The organism is Streptomyces incanus (genome assembly GCF_042656345.1).
GTDB classification, from domain to species: domain Bacteria; phylum Actinomycetota; class Actinomycetes; order Streptomycetales; family Streptomycetaceae; genus Streptomyces; species Streptomyces incanus.
Window position 1 is genome coordinate 20,220 of record NZ_JBHSPC010000122.1, and the last position, 19,363, is coordinate 39,582.

Below are 19,363 nucleotides of genomic sequence, written 5' to 3' on the forward strand. Positions count from 1 at the left end.
CGCCTGTCCCCCACGCGAGCTACGCGCAGGTGTCCACCGTGAGGTGACGATTCACGGACGCCGGATCCGTAGCGTTCGAGGCGTCGCGGCACCCCGGCCGCGGACCCGGAGAAGGAGCGTTCATGAGGTTCGTCTGGCAGCTGTCGGCAGTCGTGGTGGTCGCCATGATCGGCGTTCAGGTCGTCGCCGCCGTGGAGAAAAACCCCTGGCTCCAGCTCGTCCTGGGACTCCTGGTCTGCGTGCTCGCCGTACTCGTCTACGGATGGGTGGTCAGCAAGACCGAGCACCGCCCGGCCACCGAAGTGGCCCGTAAGGGTGCCGGGGCCGCGATCGGCCGGGGGATGCTGATCGGCGTCGCGATGTTCGGCGCCGTGATCACGAACATCTACGTCAACGCGCACTACGAGATCAACGGCTTGGGCTCGGTGTCCGGCGCTGTGGGGCTGGTCGGATTCATGGCGGCCGCCTCCGTGACGGAGGAACTGATCTTCCGGGGGGTCCTGTTCAGGATCATCGAGGAGCGCACCGGCACCTGGATCGCACTGACGCTGACCGGACTGTTGTTCGGCCTCTCGCACCTGCTGAACCCCGACGCCGACCTGTGGGGCGCCCTCGCCATCGCGATCGAGGCCGGCGGCATGCTCGCCGCCGCCTACGCCGCGACCCGCACCCTGTGGGTGCCAATCGGCCTCCACTTCGGCTGGAACTTCGCGGCGGCCGGCATCTTCAGCACCGAGGTCTCCGGCAACGACACCCCGCAGGGACTGCTGGACAGCATGACGTCGGGCCCGACGTGGGTCACCGGCGGCGACTTCGGACCGGAAGGCAGCGTGTACGCGGTGCTGTTCGGCGTACTGGTGACGATCGGGTTCATATGGCTGGCCCGCAAGCGCGGCAACCTGGTGCCCCGTCGGCGTGCCGACCGGATCGCCGCCACCCCCACTACACTGCCCCAGTGACCGGACTTCCGTGGATCCAGGAACTGTGGCGCCGGTCAGGCGCCGCAGTCTGGTATGTCCCGCTCGCAGCGGTCCTGTTCGCCGCCTCGCTGGTCTACCACGACAACGGCACGGAGCTCGGTGGCCTGCCGACCCGCCCCTTCGACGCCCTGGCCCTCGCGGCGATCGCCCTCCAGTGCCTTCCGCTCGCCGGACGCCGGCGGTGGCCCGTCCTCTGCTTCGCCGTGGTGTCGATCGGCTTCGCCCTCGACCAGCTCCGCGGCTACCACTCACTCGCCGGCATCGCGCTGCCCATCACGCTGTTGAGCGTGGCCTCCCACCTGGAACACCACAGGCGGGCAACCGCGATCGCCGCCTCCGTGGCATACGTCCCGCTGGCGGTCGCGCTCCACCGGCTCGGCCCCGGCGAACCGCCCGGCGAGTTCGTGACGTTCTACCTGGCCGTGGCACTCGCCTGGGGCGTCGGGTCATGGGTTCGTCACACCCGGGCCCTGGAGGCCGAGCGCCGCCGCCGCGTCGCCGAGGACACTCGCGCCGCCGAACGCGCCCGCATCGCCCGCGAACTCCACGACGTGGTGACCCACCACGTAACGGCGATGGTCGTACAGGCCGAGGCGGCCCGCTGTCTGACCGCCGTCCCCGATCGCCTCGACCAGAGCCTGACAGCCGTCACCGACACCGGCCGCCGGGCCATCACGGATCTGCGGCACCTGCTCGACCTGCTCAACCCCGACCACAGCACCGAGCCCAGGACCCCACCCGCCGGCCGGCTCCTCACCCTCGTCGAACAGACACGGCGGGCCGGTCAGCCCGTGGAGTTCACCGAAGAGGGCACACCGGCCGAGTCGACCGGCAGCGCCGACCTCGTGGCCTACCGGGTGGTGCAGGAGTCCCTGACGAACGCCCTCAAGTACGCCCACGGCAGCCGCACTTCCGTCCGGGTGCGCCACGGCTCAGGAGAGATCACCGTGGAGGTCGGCACGGACGGCTCCGGCTCAAAGGCCCCCGGACTCTCCGGGAGCGGGCGCGGCCTGGCCGGTCTCCGTGAACGGGTCGACGTCCTCGGCGGCGACTTCAGCGCGGAGGAACAGAAGGACGGCGGCTTCGTCGTCCGCGCCCACATACCCGCCGGGAGCCCGTCGTGACCGCGCCCATCCGCGTCCTGATCTGCGACGACCAGGTACTGATCCGCACCGGACTGGCGACGATCATCGACGCCCAGCCCGATCTCGAGGTCGTGGCCGAGTGCGGGGACGGGCGGACCGCCGTCGACCTCGTCGGACAACTCCGCCCGGACGTCGTGGTGATGGACATCCGCATGCCGGTGCTCGACGGCATATCGGCCACCCGCCTCCTGGCCGGCGCCGGCGTACCGCACCCCGTCAAGGTGCTCGTGGTGACGACGTTCAACCTCGACGCATACGTCTACGAGGCGCTCCGCGCCGGCGCGAGCGGCTTCCTCCTCAAGGACGCGCCACCGGCCCAACTGCTGCACGGAATCCGGACCGTGGCGGCGGGCGCCGCACTACTGGACCCCGAGGTGACACGCCAGCTCGTCGGCCGGTACGCCGTCCGGATCCGCCCCACCGAGGACAACGGGCCCGACGTCCCGCTGACTCCCCGCGAACTGGAGGTCCTGCGCCTGATCGCGGACGGCCTCTCCAACAACGAGATCGCCGCGGCCCTCGTGATCAGCCGGGAGACGGTCAAGACCTTCGTCTCCCGCATCCTCACGAAGCTCGACCTCCGCGACCGCGTCCAGGCAGTCGTCTACGCCTACCGTCAGGGCCTAGTGTCCTGAAGCGGGCCACGGTCCCTGACGGTGCGCCTGCCGAAAAGCTCATCCGTCCAGTTCAGGCGACATGTCGGTACTCGTGGAGGATGCCGCCGAGTCGTTGGCGTCGTCGTATGTCGAGGTGGGTGATCTGCTCCGGATCGCTGATCGGCATCGGTAAGGGGCGTAGCGGGCGGGCGTTGGCGATGCCTTGATGGGGCCGGTGGGGGTGCTGTCACGTTGGCTGACCGGGTGGGATGATCTTCGGGTTGATCATGGTGGAGGGGGATCGTCCGTGGGCAGTACGGCGCCGTCGTACCAGGGGCACCGGTACGCGGTCGAGGTCATCTCCCACTGCGTATGGCTGCACTTCCGCTTCCCGCTGTCGTTCCGCGAGGCCGGGGAGCTGATGCCCGGGCGCGGCGTGGTCGTCTCCTACGAGACCATCCGCCGCTGGTCCGTGAAGTTCGGTCAGCAGTACGCCAACGGCCTGCGCCGCCGGCAGCCCCGGCCCGGCGACAAGTGGCACCTGGACGAGGTCTTCGTGAAGATCAACGGGGAGTAGAAGTACCGGTGGCGGGCCGTGGACCAGCACGGCACCGGGCTGGACATCCTGGTGCAGTCCCGACGGGACCAGGCCCCGGCCCGGCGCTTCTTCCGCAGGCTGCTGAAGAGGACCGGTGCGGTGCCGCGGGTGGTCGTCACCGACAGGCTGCGCTCCTGCGGGGCGGCCCACCGCGAGGTCCTGCCCTCCGTCGAGCACCGCTCCCACCAGGGCTTGAACAACCGGGCCGAGAACAGCCACCAGCCCACCCGGCAGCGTGAACGCGCGATGAAGGGTTTCCGCTCCGCCGGCGGAGCACAGCGGTTCCTGTCCGCGTTCAGCGGTATCTCACCCCACTTCCGGCCCCGCCGCCATCTGATGACCGCCGGCGAATACCGAGCCGAGATGACCATCCGCTTCGCCGTCTGGGATCAGGTCACCGGCGTCGCCGGCCTGCCTGCCGCGGCCTGAGCACGGAAGCCGGAACCCGGCCTCACCGCGCCCGACACACCGTCAGGCACTCACACACTCAACAACGTGACAGCACCTGAGGAGATCCTGACATGCAGTTCGAAGACCCTGCCGACTTGAGCCGCGTATGCACAGAACGGCTCGGTGAGAAGGCCGGTCGGCAGTTCGCTGCCATGGCCCGCCGCGGCTTTCGACTGATCCGCTCAACGGGAAGTATCCCGGCCACCGGGCAATGCCGACTTGGTGGGCCTGCCCTTCTCGAACCGGAGACCCGCTGGCCCGAGCAGAGCGGGGTTCCGCTGTCCCTGCATGCCGTACTGGACACCGATGCCCTCGCTGCATGGCTGGGCAATGAACTGCCCATACGGCCCGGCCTGCTCAACTTCTTCTACCTCGATCCGGACCTGCCGTACGAGGAGTACCGCAAACTGGACATGCTCGAATCTGAGGTATGCCGCGTCATTCCCGCCGACCCGGCACGGGCGGTCGAGACGACGGCGCCCGAACCAGCGAGAAGCTACCCGGCGATGCCCGTCCACGCGGCTGAGGTGAGCATGCTCCCGGACTGCTGGGACGTCGAGGACGAGGACGTGGAGTTCGACAGGGACCAGCACTGGGGAGCGGCATCGCTCATCCTCGGCGAGATGGGAGATCTCGACGGGAACACCGCCGGCAGTCACTGCGCCTTCGGCTGGCCGGACACCTCGTACACGCTCAAGGGGTCGTCCCGCGACGCCGACGGCCCCGCGGTCCACCTGCTCCAGCTCGCCGAGGACACCGAACTCGGATGGGGTTGGGGAGACGCCGGAACGTTGTACTTCACGATCCCGGTCAAAGCACTCGCGACCGGCGACTTCCGCATGGCAGTGGCACAGGTCCTCTGCTGTTGATCCGCACAGCGGAAGATCGTGGCCGGAGGCCACACCGCCGTCGTCCGGGTGCCTCGTGTTCTCCTGGTCCCCGCACGATCTGGCACGGGGGCGGCTCTGCGGTCTGTGCGGCCTGACTGGCCGGTCTGTTGATCACCGGTCCGGCTGACCAGCGAGACTGAAGAAGCCCGCGGTTCTGACCGGTTCAGATACCGTGGGCTTCTGTCGTTGTCGGTCGGCGTTGGCTGACCTCGGACAGCCCAGAGACGGCCCGGCTGGGCAGGCAGGCTGAGTCACCTCCATTGTCAGTGCGTGCGGCTATGGTGTGTCCGCCATCAAGGGCAACGCTCTGGGGGAAGCTCACCCCGCGTACATCCACGACGCCGGGAACGTCGGCCCGATTACGGCGGGCCGGGACCTTTCCTGTGCTCCGGGCGGCGCTGTCACCATTCGTCGTAGTCGCCGAGCACCCGGAAGCTGCCCACGACGCCATCGTCACCGAACACGCCCCCGTGGACGGTACGGGTCACAACGCCATTGGTGGCGCCGTGGGGACCCACGGTGGCGACCGGGGCGCCGTTGTCACAGGTGAAGCCACGGAAGACCTCGACAGTCTTCCGGCTGTCATTGAAAACGTTGAAGCTACTGGAGCCCAGTCCACTGGCCGCAGTGACGCAGCCCTCAGCGGAGGCGGAGTACACACGCTCGTTGAAGTAGATCCTTCCCTCTTCCTTATGGCCGTGGTCGCGTCCGCCGCCCTCGCGGTCGCGGCCCTCGCCCTTCTCTCCGTCTACGCTGCCGCCGCTCGCGGGAGCCGCGGCAGGGGCGGCTCGTTGGTCAGGCTGGACAGCCCGTTGGACAGGCTGGGCAGCCCGTTGGACAGATGCGGCCGGCTGGTGGACAGACGGGGACGCCGGGGCGGATCCGGAGGTCGCGGCGTAGGTGATACCGGTGGCTGCAAGGACCGCCGCGCCTACGCCGACAGCGGCCACAGCAAAGGTACGCATGGGCATGTCACTTCTCTCTGTCTCACGGACGTCGGTCGGGCGACCGACCTGCGATGAACGTAACGACAGCCCTCGTAACTGTCATTTCGGACATGTCCAAGGCGTGAAATCGTGAGTCCAGCCGGGGGAAAACGCAGCACTCACCGCATACCGATGAAACATCTGCACCTCGCAAGATGCGCAGAGTCACGTCGTCCGGGGCAGCTGAGTGCGGGTCGGGAACCACTCCGCCGTCGCACTGGGGGGTTGGTGCAGGCCATCGGGCGTTCTTTTGCGGGGTGGTCGTCCTTGACTGCCCCTCCCAAGTTCGTTCTGCCCTTGGGCATCAGGACGGCGGCACCGGCTCACGGACGCCAGCCGACAACAACAACTGTTGCCCGCGCTCGTCAAGGAAGATGCCAAAAACACCCCGGACCATGATCGGTCCGGGGTGTTTTTGCTGGTGCCCCCGGCAGGATTCGAACCTGCGGCACCCGCTTCAGGAGTTCGATGGGTGCAGATCCAATCGGGGTGTTGTCGATCAAGCTGCGAGGTTGGGCCCGTCGCGGTAACGGGCTTGGTGGCTGCGGGTGAACTCCTGCTTTTCGTGCCAGGCCCAGTAGGCGTCGAAGTCGCCGTTGCTGCGCAGGGCGCGGAGTTTGAGGACGGCCTCGGCTCCGAACAGGCCCCAGCGGGCTCCGGTGATGTCCAGGCGGTCCTTGACCAGGTGGCGGCAGGCACCCTCGATGACGCCAGTGGCGATGGGCCGGCCGCGGTCCAGGGCGAGGTCGTAGCGCAGGTGGTCGGCCTTGTTGCGCAGGTAGGCGACGGCGTCGTCGACGCCCTTGCGGCGGTTCTCGGGCAACCGGGCCGCGCGAGCGACGGCTTGGAGGGCGTCGGCGACCTGGCCGGAACCGCCGGCCAGGAGGGTGCGGGCGTGGGCTGCGACCCATGCCTCGGCGGCCGGGTCGCCGGAGGCGTGCAGGCACCAGGCCGCGTCCCAGAGGTATTCGAGGACGTGGATGAGGTCGATGACGATGTGCACCGTCACGCCGCGCCGGGTGGCTTCGGCGGTGATGAGGTCGAGTTGGTGGCGGGCGCCGTCGACGAGCACGACCCAGGGACGGCGGTGGGCGGGGTCGCGCTGCTCCGCCTGGTCGAAGGCGGCGGCCACGACCTGGGCGGCGGTGTGGTGGAGCGAGCCGGTCAGCCACTTCGACCGGGCCTTCGGTCCGGGGCGGCGCTCCGCTGTCGGGATGATGTCGCCGGTTTCGGGGTCGGTGATGATGTCGTCGGCGCCGCGGACGGCGGGCTCGGCGTCGTAGACCGCCGCGAGGGTGGCCATCCGCTTGCGACCCAGCTTCTCCCCGGCGGCCAGACGGGTGCGCATCGCGTTGCCGCCCTTCGCGGCGGCGGCCTTCGCGGTCACCTCCCGCAGCGCTTCCGGCCTTATCACCACGCCCTTGCCGTCGACGGTGAGCACCAGCGTGGTGGCGTCGGTGCACGGCGCGGGCACCAGCGCGTGGTAGAAGGAATCGATGTCCACCGCGGCGCCGACGGCCAGTTCCTGGACCTGCCGGTGCCCGATCCCGGCGCCGGTGAGCGTGTTGATCCGCTCTCATGCCTCGGCGAACGAGCCGCGGGATGCCTCGATCGCGGCGAGGCGGGCCAGCCCGTGGCTGTGCACCCCCACCGGCAGGTTCAGCACCGCGTCGGCCGGGTGCAGATCGGTGACCTTGCTGCCGCGGTAGGCGATCCGGGTCACCGTCACCCTCCCGAACACCGTGGACAAGCCCCGCGACCGGCCCCGCTCGATCCTCGACCGCTCCACACCCTGGGCGTCCACCACCACCAGCCGCTGCTCGGTCAGCGCCCGCAGCCGCAGATGGTCCTCGAACAGCTGCCGGGTCACCTCCCGCATCCGCGACCCCAGCAGATCCTCCAGCTGCGAATGCGTCAACGCGGCCGCCTTGGGCCCCCGCAACTCCTCGGCCACCGAATCGAACAGCCGCCGCGAGGCAGCGAACGCGGCCTCGGCCGTCTCCAGCGCGCTCACCAGCCCAGCTCCCGCCCGTCGGCCTTGAACAGCCCCGGCAACGTCTCGGCCAGGATCCCGTGCTCGACCAGACGCTTCTGGGGGTTGCCCCCTTCGGGGACTTCGACCGCATGCCCGCGACATGACGTGCCTCGGAACCGAGCCCCAGCACCACGCACACCTCCTTGCAGCGCATCGCGGCCCCGGACGTCGCGAACAGGCCGATGATCGCCTGATACTCCGGCGACATCACCGTCACGTCCAGCTCCGCCTCGGCCGCCGGCAGCGCTTCAGCCGCACCCTTCGAGGCGTCCTGGCCGCCGGCCAGGACCTCGTCCACCGTCTCCCGCGTGATCCATAACCGGGACAACATCCCCCCAACCTGGACAATTCCCCGGAGAGCCCGGCGATCTACTCGCGGAGCCGATCGGCCTCGCCTCGCACCGCGGCCTCCCTGACCTCGGGTGCCTCGATCAACGACGGCACCACACCACCCACCTCGCCCAACGCCCGCCCCCACGGCGGACTCAACGCCGACGACGCTAGAAGTCCGCCAGGCCGACCACACCGGCAAGTCCCCGGAAATCACCCCAACGAGGCACCCTCACAAGATCTGCACCCAACCCGAAAATCATCCCGCGCCATCAGCCAACGTGACAGCGCCGCCCTGCCGCCTTGACGAAGGGCCTCCGGCCGGTCACGGCCACCGACAACTGCCACCGGGACATAGCCCGTGACCTGCTGGCCGACCTGCGCAGACTGGACCGACAGGTCAAGGACGGACGCCTGCCCAACGTGCTCTACCGGATCATGAAACGAGACCAACGGACCCACCTCGCCCAAGCCGCTTGACACACAGAGGCGCTATGAGGTCACAAACGCCCGACCGGCCGCGTGCAGAGCGGCACCCCCCGAGTCGGCCGACGATTCCTGGAAAGGACAGCCCGAAGCGTCAATCGTTCGGCGGGTCAGGCCGCCGAGCGGTGCCACGATCATCCTCACAGTCGTTCGTACGGTGGCGCGCTGCACCTGGACGCCAGGAACCACGCCCGCTCCACGGTGTGGGTCGACGGCGGCCGGGATGGGAGCTGAGGTGAGGGGTGGGTTGACGGGGAGGCGACGGCCTGCGACCAGGCGTTTTCAACAGCATGCACCAGCGGTCAGAGTACGATGAAGAGGTGGTAAACCTCGCGTAGCCACTCCTCCTACCGGATGCAGTGCCTGCGGGAGGCGCGGGCCGCAAGGAGCAAGGCATGATCCATTCAGCCGATATCCGCGAGTGGCACAACCGGGACGTGATCGATCCCAAGGGACGCAAGATCGGATCCCTGGAAGCGGTCTACGTGGACACCACCACCGACGCGCCGACCATGGCCACCGTCCGTACCGGACTGCCGACTCGGCACCGACTGGTCTTCGTGCCCCTCGACGAGGCAACGCTGGGCCCCGGGTACGTGAAGGTGGCGCACGGGCGAGGGCTGGTGAGGAAGGCGCCGTCCATGGGCATGGATGACGTCCTGCCGGTCGAGCGGGAAGAAGAGGTCTTCAAACACTACGAGAGGCCTTACGAGCGCGGTACTGGGAGCGGGCGCCGCCTCGCACGCCGCTGACCGGCCTCCGTCGCAAGAGCACCGAAGCCCGACCAAAACGCTGGTCACAGCGGGGCTCATCGCCCGCAGCAGAAGCTCGAGGATGTGCTCACCATGGCGCTGTTCCTGATCCTCGTGGCCATCGTCCTGGGAATCATCGGCGCGGTGGCGGAGGGGCTGTCCTTGTGCTTGCCGGAAACCGCGTGCGTCCAGGTCAAGCGGCATGCTGGTACTCGTGGATTACGCCCCCGAGGCGGTCGCGTCTTCGTACCTCGAGGTGGGCGAGCCGGGCCGGGTCGGTGATCGGCTCGGGCAACGGGCAGAGCAGGCGGACGTTGCCCATGCCCTGATGCGGTCGATGCGAGTTGTAGAAGCGTTCGAACTCGCGTAGTGCGTGGAGCAGGTGACGCTGATTCCAGATCGACGTGCAGTCCAGGGGCGTTGTCACGTTGTTGGGTGTGCGGGTGCCTGACGGTGCGTCGGAGCGTGGTGGGGCTTGGTTCGGGGCCTGTGCTCAGGCCGTGGTGGGCCGGCCGGCGGCGCCGGTGATCTGGTCCCAGATCACGAAGCGGAGGGTCATCTCGGCGCGGTGGTCGGGGGCGGCCATCAGGTGGCGGCGGGGCCGGAAGTGGGATGAGATGCCGCTGAACGCGGACAGGAACCGCTGCGCGGCGCCCACGCTGCGGAAGCCCTTCATCGCGCGTTCGCGCTGCCGGGTGGGCCGGCGGCTGTTCTCCGCCCGGTTGAAGCTGATCGGAAAATCGATCGTCGGGAGGGCAGGCGGCAGCATCCGGGCCGCTTGCGGACCGGATGTCGTGGTGGGGTCGGTCAGGCTGGTACGGGTTCGAGGGTGACGTGGTGGCCGAGGGCCTGGAGCTGGCGGACGAGATCGCGGGTCCTGCGGGCGGGGTTGAGATGCCGCTGGTGCCAGTCGGAGCCAAGTTCCTGATAGACGGCGTCCGGATCATTGATCAGATACCAGCTGATGACGAGTATCGAGCGGGCGACGGCGACCAGGGCTTTGGCGTGGCCGCGGCGTTTGACGATGCGCCGGTAGCGGGCGCCGAGGAAGGTGTCGGTGCGGGCGGCGGCGTTGGCGGCTTCGCCGAGGGCGCCCTTGAGCCAGGGGTTGCCCCGTCCGGCCGGTCCCGTGGTGTTCTTCGCCCCGGATTGGATCGTCCTGGGACATAGCTTCGCCCACGAGACAAGGTGTTCGGGGGTGGGGAAGCGGCTCATGTCCGTGCCGATCTCGGCGAGGATGATCTGCGCGGTGGCCGGTCCGATGCCCGGGACGGCATCCAGTTTCTCGGCCACGGCCCGCGCACTCACACCGGCGCTCGGCCCAGGGCCGGGTTCCGGGCCGTCGTGCGGGGTGGTGATCTCTTCCAGGGTCTGGACGATGAGCCGGTCGAGTTCGTCGATCTGGGCGGTGAGATGGTCAACGGTGCCCAGCAACACCCGCAGCAGCCGGGCGTGGTGGTTCTCGAACTGCCCGGTCAGAGCCTCCACGAGGGCGGGCTTCTTCTTGACCAGGCTGCCCTTGGCGAGGTCCGCCAGGATGCGGGGGCTGCGTTCACCGGCGGCCAGAGCGTCGAGCATGGCCCGTCCCGACATGCCGAACAGGTCCGAGACGACACCGGACAGCTTGATCTGCGCGTCCTGCAGGGCCTTGTCCACCCGGTGCTTGTGCCGGGTGCGTTCCTGGACGAACACCGTGCGGGTACGGGTGAAGTCCCGGAGCTGCCGGACGGGTTTCGGTCGCACGAATGAGGCGCGGACCATGCCGCGTTCGGCGAGCTTGGCCAGCCAGACCGCGTCCAGCTTGTCCGTCTTCGGGCGGCCGGGGACGTTCTTCACGTCACGGGCGTTGACGAGCCAGCAGTCCAGGCCGCGGGCCTCCAGCAGATAGAAGAACGGGCGCCAGTACGAGCCGGTCGCCTCCATCACCACTCGCTCAACGCCCTGGCAGACCAGCTTGTCACCGAGTTCGAGGATCGTGTTCGTGGTCGAGGCGACCGTCCAGACCTTCTGAACACGTCGGCCTTCGACGGTGTCGTGCGGGACGCGCAGGCAGACCATCCCGGACGCCTTCGCGATGTCGATCGCCGCGACCCTGGCGACCGTCCCGTCGTCGTGGTCTTCTCTCAACTCCTCCATGACATACCCCCTGGTGCGCTGGTGCAGGCAGGGGCTGCCCGGGAAGCCAAAGGGGTAACGGAGAAGCTGATCGGCGTGCTCAAGGCGACAGTGTGCGGCCCCCTCGGACGGCTCCCTCACCAGACTCCTATGCGGGCTCACAGCCCAAACATCAAGCGGCGTCGGCGGACAGCCCCTGTACCGATTTTCACGCCCGCGGGGCGTCACCGCAGGTGAACGGTCGACTCCTATAGATCGTCAAGCTAGTTGGCTGACGATGCTGGGCCGTACTGTACCTGGGTGCGTTACTTGGTGGAGCCCTTCATCGTCGGGGCCTTGAGGCGGGGCCGTTCGGTTGAGCAGTTCCTCGGGCCGGTCGGCTCGCCCGACCGGCCTGGTTTGCGGTATGCCGAGGTCCGGGCGGTGAGAACGTCATTCGAGGTCTACGTCCATATCGTCGAGGATGTCGGGCACGAGACGTTCCTGGACCTGGACGAGTTCCCGCCGTTTGATCAGGACGCCGAGGAAGAAGAGTTCGGCCGGCTTCTCGGCTCGACCGAGGAGCCGCAGGGCGCTTTGGTCCTGGCCGAGGAATGCACGGGCGCCGTTCGAGGGCGGTGGGTCAACCAAGGTGTCGTGCAGGATGAGTATCTCGACTTCGTTCGTGCGGGCCGTCCATCGGGAACTTCGCCGGATGGTCATGCCTGGCCTGCCTGGCACGCCGGTCTGTGAATGCCCTGATCGCCTCTTTCACGTGACCGTCACGAGAGCCTGGGTGCCAGTGGTCTTGATGTGCCGGTAGACCTCGCGGGCGACGAACCTCTTGAGGCACCGGTGAGCTGCCCTGAGTTTCGTAGAGTCCGGTGATCTTGCTTCAGGCGGGCTTCCGAGCTTTGCGGGCGCCGATACATCATCCGCGCAGGTCACGGCCTTGACTGCCCAGCGGCGAGCCGCGCACACCGATCTTTACTTGTCTTCCCGCGGACCCATGCGGACGGCATCGTGCTCTCCCGTGCCGCCGCGTCCGGCCCACCTCGCCGCCACCAATGCCCTCGCACTGCTCCGTCTGCCGCCGATGAGCGACTGGGCCAAGGACCTTGAGACCCCGCCCCGCAACACCAGCCGCCGGTCCCGCACCGCCCGGCCGGCAAGCCGACGTGCACCGACACCGACCGGATGATCCCGGCCGGTCTGCTCCGCCGCCTGCCGAGGGAAAAGCTGCGGCATCTCCCGCCGCCGGCCCGCCCGGAGACGATCTCGCGCCGGCACCGCGGCCTGCCCACCCGGAGCCACGCCGCGCCCTGCGCGCCGAAGCGCCGCGGGCGCCCGTCGGCCGCCCGCCCGATCCGCGCCCCGGTGCCGCGCCCGGTCCGGGGGAACAACTCGTGGGGGACCGCCGGATCCCCCTGCGGCTTCGCCGCGGGAGGTACCCCCAGGTGAGCCGGCGGCGCCAGGCAGCACGCCGCCGCCTCCACCGTCGGGGAGATCCTCCAGGAGCACGGCATCCCGCCTGCGCTCTCGTTCGAGGTCCGCCCCCCGGCCGGGGCGCGGCCGCACGTCTTTGCCGTCATCGAGCACGCCACCTGGCGCATCCGGGTGCTGGGCACCACCGCGCACCCGACCGCGCGGTGGATCGTGCGGCCCGGGCGTCACCTCCTCATGGGCCTCGAGGCCGCCGGCGGCAGGGCCGGCTTCCCGATCCGCGACCGCAACGCGACGTGCACGACCGCCGTCGACGTCCTGGTGGCCGGCGCCGGCCCGAAGGTGATCACCACAGGCATCCAGCTGTCCCGGGCGAACCCCCGCATGGGGCGCCGGCTACGGACCTGCCGACGCGAGCTCCCGGGCCGCCCCTTGATCTAAAACCGGAGCCCCCTCCTCCACGCACTACGTGAGTTCGCGACCCATGACACCGAGCACCGACCACACCGGATTCTCCAGTAGGCCGCACCGCTTTGCCCGCTCCCCCACCGGTCAACAACCCACCACGGCTCGGGGACCTGAGGGTCCGCCGACGAGACCGACTCGGCAAAACCCTCCGCGAGTACCGACATGCCGCCTGACCAGGCCGGATAATGACCCGGCACCCGCAAGGCTGGCCCCGGCCCCGCCAAGGTGGGTGAGGCCAATCATCCCAGGTCGATCAGCCAACGTGACCACGCCGTCCAGCACGCTGCGGGTACGGCGTGGTCACGGGAACGGCAGGGTCTGCGCGAGGACGGTGACCACGATCAGCACCACGGGGAAGCAGGCGAGGAACATCGCGAACGTGTACCCCATGATGTCCCGAGCCTTGAGGCCCAGCACCGCCAGCGTCGGAAGCATCCAGAACGGCTGCAGCAGGTTCGCCGACGCCTCACCGAGGTCGTAGACGACCACCATCCACCCCTGGTTGACGTGCAGCTGGTTCGCCGCCTCCATCACGTAGGGAGCCTCGATGACCCACTTGCTGCCGCCGCTGGGGACGAAGACGCCCAGTACCGCCGAGTAGACCGCGATGAGCGGCGGGAACAGCAGCTCGTTGGAGACGCTCACCATCCAGCCGGCGATCTGCTTGGACAGGCCGGTGAACGCGATCATGCCGAAGATGCCGCCGTAGAAGGGGAACTGCAGCAGTACCCCGGAGGCTGCGGGGGTCCCCCGCCGAACCGCCTCGACCATGCGGACCGGGCGCCAGTGGAGGCAGAGCGCCAGCAGGATCAGGACGAGGTTGACCGTGTTGAGGTCGATCGCCGCGACCGGGTTCCCCTCGACGCTCGTGAAGTGGCGCACCAGGTACCACAGACCCAGGATCCCGACCAGGACGGTGAGCAGCGGGCTGCGCTCCAGCCAGTCGCCGGGACGCGACCCCCTGGAGCCGGAGGCCGCGTCCTCCTTCCCGTCCTTCTCCGCCAGAAGCGGACGCAGCTCGATCCCCATTTCCTGGGCGGTCTTGGCGCGGGCGGGCGAGGGGGCGAGGTACCAGGCCGTGACGACCGCCACCACGAAGACGACGAAGGTCGCCAGCACGCTCTGCCAGGTGAAGATCGTTTCGGTGAGCGGGATGATCCCCTCGCCGTCCCGCCCCTCGGCGATGATCTCCTGCACGGCTTCCGGGCTGGAGGCCGGGCCGGCCACCTGCAGCGCCGCGGAACCCGACAGCCCCTGGGCCCACACCGTGCCGAGTCCGAGGAACGCCATGGCGCCGAGCGCCCGGTAGTCGACGCCGCGGACGACGCGGGCGATCTCCTTCGCCAGGATGGCGGTGAAGATCAGGCTGAACGCCCAGTTGAGATAGGAGCTGATCATCGCCACCGCGGCGGTGAACGCGATCGCCGCGCGCGGCGACTTGGGGATCTGCGCCATGCGGGCGATCAGCCGGGCGACCGGAGCGGACACTGCGACCGCGTACCCGCCGATGATGATCATCGCCATCTGCAGGGTGAACTGGATCAGCGACCAGAAGCCCTCACCCCACGCGTCCACGAGGGTCGTGGGGCTCTCCCCCGTCGCGAGCCCCAGAGCGAAGATGAGGAACGTGCCGACGAGGACGAACCCGAAGGCGTCCGGAAGCCACCGCTCGGTGAAGGCGGTGAACCGCAACGCAACCCGCGCCAGCCAGGTGTCCCCCTCAAGCACCTCGGCGTCCCGCTCGGTGTGGACGTCCCCGACCATGGTTCGTCTCGCTTCCTCTTCGGACGGCTGTTCACCATGCGTGCGAACAGCGTCGTCTGACGGTTGATCCGTGACTCGGGCGGAGATCTTCGCGGGTGGGAAGCCGAAAAGGGAAGGGGTGCCCGCGATTCTTTGCACCTAGATCACACAGTGGGAAGGAGCGCGACGGAAAGGTGGTGGCGCAAGCCACTTTGCCGACCGGTTTCATGGGCCTGATCGACATGGCAGCCCGAGGGGAGGTCGTGTAGGTGCCTCACCGCGCGGGCGGTGCCGGTGCGCCCACGACCGCAGTAGCCCTCACGTGACCGGCGCGAGGGGGGGGGGACAACACGGACCGCTCCGAAGGGAGTTGGGCCGTCTCGTGCACTTGCGCCCGAGGCGAGGAGTCCGGTACGTCCGTGGCGCCGGATGCTCGGGGCAGCCCTGAAAGCCGGGCGGACCGCGTCGCATCGGTTCCGGCACGCGCCGTACCGGCGAGGGAGGGCGACGGTGTGGACGCCGACGCCGAGGGGCCGAGGGGCCGAGGGGCCGAGGGGAGAGACCGAAGCCTGCCTCAGCTCGCGGGCGGGCAGGACACCTACGTCCGCGACCGTAAAGGGGGGGTGGCCCCGGCGTCCGACGCACAAAGCTGACCCGGCTCCTCGAGCGGCTCGCGCCGGCGGGGAGGTGCACGGGGTCCTGAAACGCCGTCCTACCCGGCAGTAAACGATCAACGTTCGCGCAGGTCTTGACCGACTGCCGGTGCGGGCCTAGCTGGCGGGACACGACGTTGGTGACACAGGCCAGTACCGGTGAGAACGAGGCGCCTCAACAGACCTCGGTCGGGTAGCGTGCGGGCCGTGTCGAGGCGCTGCCACGTTGTGCAGTGTGTGAGTGGACACTGTCACGTTGGCTACCGAGGTCTTCGTGAAGCTCAGCGGGGTGCGGCACCACCTGTGGCAGGCCGTGGACCAGGACGGTACCGTGCTCGACATCCTGCTCCAGTCCCGGCGCGACGCGGCGGCCGCGAAGCGGTTCCTGGCCAAGCTCATGAAGAAGCAGTGCCGGGTGCCCCGGGTGCTGGTCACCGACAGGCTCCGCTCCTACGGCGTCGCCCACCGGGATTGACGCCCTCGGCCGGACACCGGCAGTCGACATGCCTCAACAACCGGGCGGAGAATTCCCGCCGCACCCGGCAGCGCGAACGCGAGAGGAAGGGCACTCTGTTCCTCCGCCGGGACACAGCGGTTCCTGTCCGTGTTCAGCGCGATCTCACCGCACTTCAGGCCCCGACGCCACCGCCTCACCGCCCCTCAGTACCGTGCCGAGGTGCACCGCCGCTTCGAGACCTGGCACCAGATCACCGGCAGCGCCGCTCTGCCCACCGAGGCCTGACACGGCCCCGGCACCCGACCCCACCGCACCCTGGCGCGCCATCAGCCAGATACATCATGGGGAGCTTGACAACGCCGCGCTGGCGCAACGCCAACGCCCGCCACTTCGACCTGCTCGCCGCCCAACGCCGCGAACGCGCCCGCGTCCGCAGCGAGAAGGGCATCCGCTGGGGCGGACGCCCCTCGCAGCCTGACCAAACCGGCGCTCTGTGGCCACTTGCCTTCGCCGTAACCGCTCAGCTGTCTGGGCCTACTGCCGCGCGGTCTGCCTGCTGCGACTCCACCGCCCTCCCCAGCACCAAGACGGCAAGGGTGCTGCGCGCTTCACGCCGCAGCGTGCGGCGCCGAGCAAAGGTCGCAGTCAGAGCGAGGATCGAGACCGTGCCCCCGTAGAACACGGCAGCAATCGTGGAGAGGAGCCCGACCGTCATCGGGCACGCACCTTTCTTCCCCCGTTCGGCCCGCCCGGCTCACAGCCCGGGGCAGGCGTTGATGCGTTTCCTCCCCACCATACGTGCGCCGTCAACTCCCCCTACGGTCAAACTCATCGCTGTCCGGGAGCCGCCTATGGCTACGGCCGCGTGCCGATTCCCGCCGAGGGGCGCGTCGGGCGAACGCCCCTCGGCGGCGCCGGCGGCGAATCGTCAGAGCTGGCCGGACTCGGCGATGGTGATCTTCGCGGAGGTGCGGCCGTTGGAGGAGCCAAGGGCCTCGATCTTCTTGACGAGGTCCATGCTCTCGGTGTCGGCGACCTCGCCGAACACCACGTGCTTGCCGTCCAGCCAGTCCGTCACGATGGTCGTGATGAAGAACTGCGAGCCGTTGCTGTTCGGGCCCGCGTTGGCCATGGACAGCAGGCCCGGCCGGTCGTGCTTGAGGGTGAAGTTCTCGTCGGCGAACTTCTCGCCGTAGATGCTCTTGCCGCCGGTGCCGTTGCCCCGGGTGAAGTCGCCGCCCTGGAGCATGAAGTCGGGGATGACACGGTGGAACGACGAGCCCGCGTAGCCGAAGCCCTTCTCGCCGGTCGCGAGGGCGCGGAAGTTCTCCGCCGTCTTGGGAACCACATCGTCGAACAGGTTGAAGACGATCCGCCCGGCGGGCTCGTCGTTGATGGTGATATCGAAGTAAACCTTGGTCGTCATGCCCCCATCCTGACATTCCGCCGGGCACCGCTCGCCTACTACCCTGCCGTCGCCCGGGCGAATTGCTTGACCGTCGCCACGACCCGGTCTGCGTGAGAAGGCGCCAGATCACACGGCCTCCCGCCTCGCCGGGGGCTGTGTTCCCATCACCCCGTCGGAAGCAGGTCGAGGGTCCAGTTCTGGCCGACGAGATCGTGGCCGAAGCTGTGGTGGCGTTCCTCGTCGACGAGGGTGAAGCCGAAGCTCTGGTAGATCTTGCGCGCCGCCACCAGCACGTCGTTGGTCCACAGCGTCACCTGCTCGTAGCCCGCCTCGCGGGCGAAGGCCAGGCACTTGGCGACCAGGCGTGCCCCGAGACGAAGACCCCTGCCCTGCGGAGTGACGAGCAGGAGCCGCAGCTTGGCCACCTTCGGCCGGTCGCCGACGACCAGGAAGACGCAGCCCACGCGCCGGCCGTCGAGCTCGGCGATCCAGGCCGCCCCGCGGGTCGGGTCGTGCTTGGCGCCGTAGTCGGCGACGATCTTGGCGACCAGGACCTCGAAGTCGGTGTCCCAGCCGAACTGCTGGTGGTAGCTCTCGCCGTGGGCCATCACCACCCATCCCAGGTCGCCGGGGCGGTCGGCGCGACGCACGACGGCTTGCTTCTGGTCTTGCTGCGGCATGAGCTGCTCTCCTGGCCCCCGTGATCGTTCCCTCCACGAAACTGAAACAGTTGTTTCAGTTGCGTTAGGCTAGCCGCGTGCCCCAGCAAACGCCAACCCCCTCCGCCCGGCAGACCGAGCTGCTGGAGGCGGCGTACCAGTACGCCCTCGCCCACGGCCTGGCCGGCCTGTCACTGCGCCCGCTGGCCGAGGTCATCGGCTCCAGCCCGCGGGTCCTGCTCTTCCTCTTCGGAAGCAAGGACGGCCTGCTGCGGGCGCTGCTGGCGCGTGCCCGCGCCGACGAGCTGGCGCTCCTGGACCGGGCCAGGAAGCCCGATCGCCCCGCCGGGCTGGTCCCGGCCGTCGAACGGGTCTGGGCATGGCTCGCCGCGAAGGAGCACCGGCCACTGCTGCGGCTGTGGGCCGAGGCGTACGCGCGCTCCCTCGTCCAGCCCGACGGGGCGTGGGCCGGGTTCGCCCGTGCGACGGTGGAGGATTGGCTCGGCGTCCTGGCCGACTGCCAGCCGCCGTCCGAACGTGACGGCAGGGACGGTGCCACCCGCCGCACCCTGGCCCTGGCCGTACTGCGAGGCGCCCTGCTCGACCTCCTCGCCACGGACGACGAGGAGCGGGTCACTGAGGCCGTCGAGCACCAGCTCGCCCTGCTGCGGGACTGAAACGGGGGCCGGCCGCCTCGACCGGATCTTTCCGGTCCGCTGAGCCTGCCGGCACCCCTGGACGTCCGTCGAGGGCGAGGGCGTCCCGCCGGGCTGGGGAAGCTTCCCAGCGGGACGCCCTCCCCGACCAGGATTGCCCCCTGCCCGACCCGCGACGTGCCCGCCAGGTCGGCCTGCCGCACCCATGCGGTGAAGACCGCGGCGAAGTGCCGCACCCGCCGCCTCCGGCTCGTGCCCGCGTCGCCGAGGAACTCCGCTTCCTCACCCCGCCCGGCCGAGGGGTCTGGCCCGAGTACGAGAAGGCCGTCGCGCCGGCCCGCGGTTTCAAGGAACGGCGCCCCAGGTCCAGGTGATCCTGACCGTCCACGAGTTCCGGCACCGACCAGCTCGCCCGCCTGCCCGGAGTCCAGCGCCTGACCTCCACCGCCGTCGACGACCGGCCCCTGCCCGGCACTGTCATCCCTGAAGGAGCGGGGGTGGTCAAGAGGGTCTCCTCGTCCTTTTTCTCCGGTT

At 69.2% G+C, this 19,363-nt stretch carries 15 protein-coding genes and 5 pseudogenes; 12 read left to right on the top strand and 8 right to left on the bottom strand.

What is annotated here, in order from left to right; genetic code table 11:
- The first annotated feature begins 122 nt into the window (after positions 1-122).
- The 5 genes and pseudogenes from ACFP2V_RS32550 to ACFP2V_RS32570 all read left to right on the top strand — a co-directional run bounded on the left by ACFP2V_RS32550 (position 123) and on the right by ACFP2V_RS32570 (position 4,638).
- On the top strand, positions 123-959 hold the full coding sequence (locus tag ACFP2V_RS32550) for a CPBP family intramembrane glutamic endopeptidase (RefSeq protein ID WP_381218877.1): 837 nt from the start codon (positions 123-125) through the stop codon (positions 957-959).
- Positions 956-2,104 (top strand): sensor histidine kinase, encoded by a 1,149-nt coding sequence (locus ACFP2V_RS32555; RefSeq protein WP_381218878.1) that lies wholly within the window; start codon positions 956-958, stop codon positions 2,102-2,104. The genes ACFP2V_RS32550 and ACFP2V_RS32555 overlap by 4 nt, the downstream gene beginning before the upstream one ends.
- Complete coding sequence (locus ACFP2V_RS32560) at positions 2,101-2,760, top strand: response regulator (RefSeq protein WP_381218879.1); 660 nt, start codon at positions 2,101-2,103, stop codon at positions 2,758-2,760. The genes ACFP2V_RS32555 and ACFP2V_RS32560 overlap by 4 nt, the downstream gene beginning before the upstream one ends.
- A 268-nt stretch (positions 2,761-3,028) precedes the next feature.
- A pseudogene (locus ACFP2V_RS32565) lies at positions 3,029-3,748 on the top strand (IS6 family transposase).
- Positions 3,749-3,840: 92 nt separating this feature from the next.
- Positions 3,841-4,638: a DUF1963 domain-containing protein gene (locus ACFP2V_RS32570; RefSeq protein ID WP_381218880.1), complete on the top strand. Its 798-nt coding sequence runs from the start codon at positions 3,841-3,843 to the stop codon at positions 4,636-4,638.
- A gap of 422 nt (positions 4,639-5,060) precedes the next feature.
- Here the strand turns inward: ACFP2V_RS32570 and ACFP2V_RS32575 are convergent, their stop codons facing one another.
- The gene (locus tag ACFP2V_RS32575) at positions 5,061-5,630 is read right to left on the bottom strand and encodes a hypothetical protein (RefSeq protein WP_381218881.1); all 570 of its coding nucleotides are present in this window, start codon (positions 5,628-5,630) and stop codon (positions 5,061-5,063) included.
- Between the two features lie 514 nt (positions 5,631-6,144).
- Positions 6,145-7,650 (bottom strand): annotated as a pseudogene (locus ACFP2V_RS32580) (ISKra4 family transposase).
- A gap of 663 nt (positions 7,651-8,313) precedes the next feature.
- Between ACFP2V_RS32580 and ACFP2V_RS32585 the strand changes: the two are divergent.
- Both ACFP2V_RS32585 and ACFP2V_RS32590 read left to right on the top strand, forming a co-directional pair.
- Positions 8,314-8,490: a hypothetical protein gene (locus ACFP2V_RS32585; RefSeq protein ID WP_381218882.1), complete on the top strand. Its 177-nt coding sequence runs from the start codon at positions 8,314-8,316 to the stop codon at positions 8,488-8,490.
- A 401-nt stretch (positions 8,491-8,891) separates the two neighbouring features.
- Complete coding sequence (locus tag ACFP2V_RS32590) at positions 8,892-9,248, top strand: PRC-barrel domain-containing protein (RefSeq protein WP_381218883.1); 357 nt, start codon at positions 8,892-8,894, stop codon at positions 9,246-9,248.
- Positions 9,249-9,441: 193 nt separating this feature from the next.
- Here the strand turns inward: ACFP2V_RS32590 and ACFP2V_RS32595 are convergent, their stop codons facing one another.
- From ACFP2V_RS32595 to ACFP2V_RS32605, 3 genes and pseudogenes are all read right to left on the bottom strand, one after another.
- Positions 9,442-9,675, bottom strand: a complete 234-nt coding sequence (locus ACFP2V_RS32595; protein WP_381218884.1) for a hypothetical protein — start codon at positions 9,673-9,675, stop codon at positions 9,442-9,444.
- A gap of 66 nt (positions 9,676-9,741) precedes the next feature.
- Positions 9,742-9,972 (bottom strand): annotated as a pseudogene (locus ACFP2V_RS32600) (IS6 family transposase); the annotation flags it as partial.
- Between the two features lie 83 nt (positions 9,973-10,055).
- Positions 10,056-11,384, bottom strand: a complete 1,329-nt coding sequence (locus ACFP2V_RS32605) for an IS110 family RNA-guided transposase (RefSeq protein ID WP_381218885.1) — start codon at positions 11,382-11,384, stop codon at positions 10,056-10,058.
- Between the two features lie 279 nt (positions 11,385-11,663).
- On the opposite strand from ACFP2V_RS32605, the gene ACFP2V_RS32610 reads away from it, so the two are divergent.
- Both ACFP2V_RS32610 and ACFP2V_RS32615 read left to right on the top strand, forming a co-directional pair.
- Entirely contained in the window at positions 11,664-12,095 is a 432-nt protein-coding gene (locus tag ACFP2V_RS32610; protein WP_381218886.1) for a hypothetical protein, read from the top strand.
- 864 nt (positions 12,096-12,959) lie between these two features.
- Complete coding sequence (locus ACFP2V_RS32615; protein ID WP_381218887.1) at positions 12,960-13,226, top strand: hypothetical protein; 267 nt, start codon at positions 12,960-12,962, stop codon at positions 13,224-13,226.
- 327 nt (positions 13,227-13,553) lie between these two features.
- Here the strand turns inward: ACFP2V_RS32615 and ACFP2V_RS32620 are convergent, their stop codons facing one another.
- Positions 13,554-15,017, bottom strand: a complete 1,464-nt coding sequence (locus tag ACFP2V_RS32620) for a short-chain fatty acid transporter (RefSeq protein WP_381218888.1) — start codon at positions 15,015-15,017, stop codon at positions 13,554-13,556.
- Positions 15,018-15,914: 897 nt separating this feature from the next.
- On the opposite strand from ACFP2V_RS32620, the pseudogene ACFP2V_RS38770 reads away from it, so the two are divergent.
- Positions 15,915-16,391 (top strand): annotated as a pseudogene (locus ACFP2V_RS38770) (IS6 family transposase); the annotation flags it as partial.
- 77 nt (positions 16,392-16,468) lie between these two features.
- Positions 16,469-16,573, top strand: a pseudogene (locus ACFP2V_RS32635) (integrase); the annotation flags it as partial.
- Between the two features lie 461 nt (positions 16,574-17,034).
- On the opposite strand, the gene ACFP2V_RS32640 reads toward ACFP2V_RS32635, so the two are convergent.
- The gene (locus ACFP2V_RS32640) at positions 17,035-17,532 is read right to left on the bottom strand and encodes a peptidylprolyl isomerase (RefSeq protein ID WP_381218891.1); all 498 of its coding nucleotides are present in this window, start codon (positions 17,530-17,532) and stop codon (positions 17,035-17,037) included.
- A gap of 146 nt (positions 17,533-17,678) precedes the next feature.
- Complete coding sequence (locus ACFP2V_RS32645) at positions 17,679-18,194, bottom strand: GNAT family N-acetyltransferase (RefSeq protein WP_381218892.1); 516 nt, start codon at positions 18,192-18,194, stop codon at positions 17,679-17,681.
- A gap of 77 nt (positions 18,195-18,271) precedes the next feature.
- Between ACFP2V_RS32645 and ACFP2V_RS32650 the strand changes: the two genes are divergently transcribed.
- Positions 18,272-18,850, top strand: coding sequence for a TetR family transcriptional regulator (locus ACFP2V_RS32650; RefSeq protein WP_381218893.1), 579 nt, complete (start codon positions 18,272-18,274; stop codon positions 18,848-18,850).
- Positions 18,851-19,363: the final 513 nt, after the last annotated feature.

Bases quoted from the DNA above. Each gene is read 5' to 3' on its own strand.
- ACFP2V_RS32590 (WP_381218883.1), top strand. From the start codon at position 8,892: ATGATCCATTCAGCCGATATCCGCGAGTGGCACAACCGGGACGTGATC.
- ACFP2V_RS32645 (WP_381218892.1), bottom strand. From the start codon at position 18,194: ATGCCGCAGCAAGACCAGAAGCAAGCCGTCGTGCGTCGCGCCGACCGC.
- ACFP2V_RS32640 (WP_381218891.1), bottom strand. From the start codon at position 17,532: ATGACGACCAAGGTTTACTTCGATATCACCATCAACGACGAGCCCGCC.
- ACFP2V_RS32575 (WP_381218881.1), bottom strand. From the start codon at position 5,630: ATGCCCATGCGTACCTTTGCTGTGGCCGCTGTCGGCGTAGGCGCGGCG.
- ACFP2V_RS32570 (WP_381218880.1), top strand. From the start codon at position 3,841: ATGCAGTTCGAAGACCCTGCCGACTTGAGCCGCGTATGCACAGAACGG.
- ACFP2V_RS32605 (WP_381218885.1), bottom strand. From the start codon at position 11,384: ATGGAGGAGTTGAGAGAAGACCACGACGACGGGACGGTCGCCAGGGTC.
- ACFP2V_RS32620 (WP_381218888.1), bottom strand. From the start codon at position 15,017: ATGGTCGGGGACGTCCACACCGAGCGGGACGCCGAGGTGCTTGAGGGG.
- ACFP2V_RS32550 (WP_381218877.1), top strand. From the start codon at position 123: ATGAGGTTCGTCTGGCAGCTGTCGGCAGTCGTGGTGGTCGCCATGATC.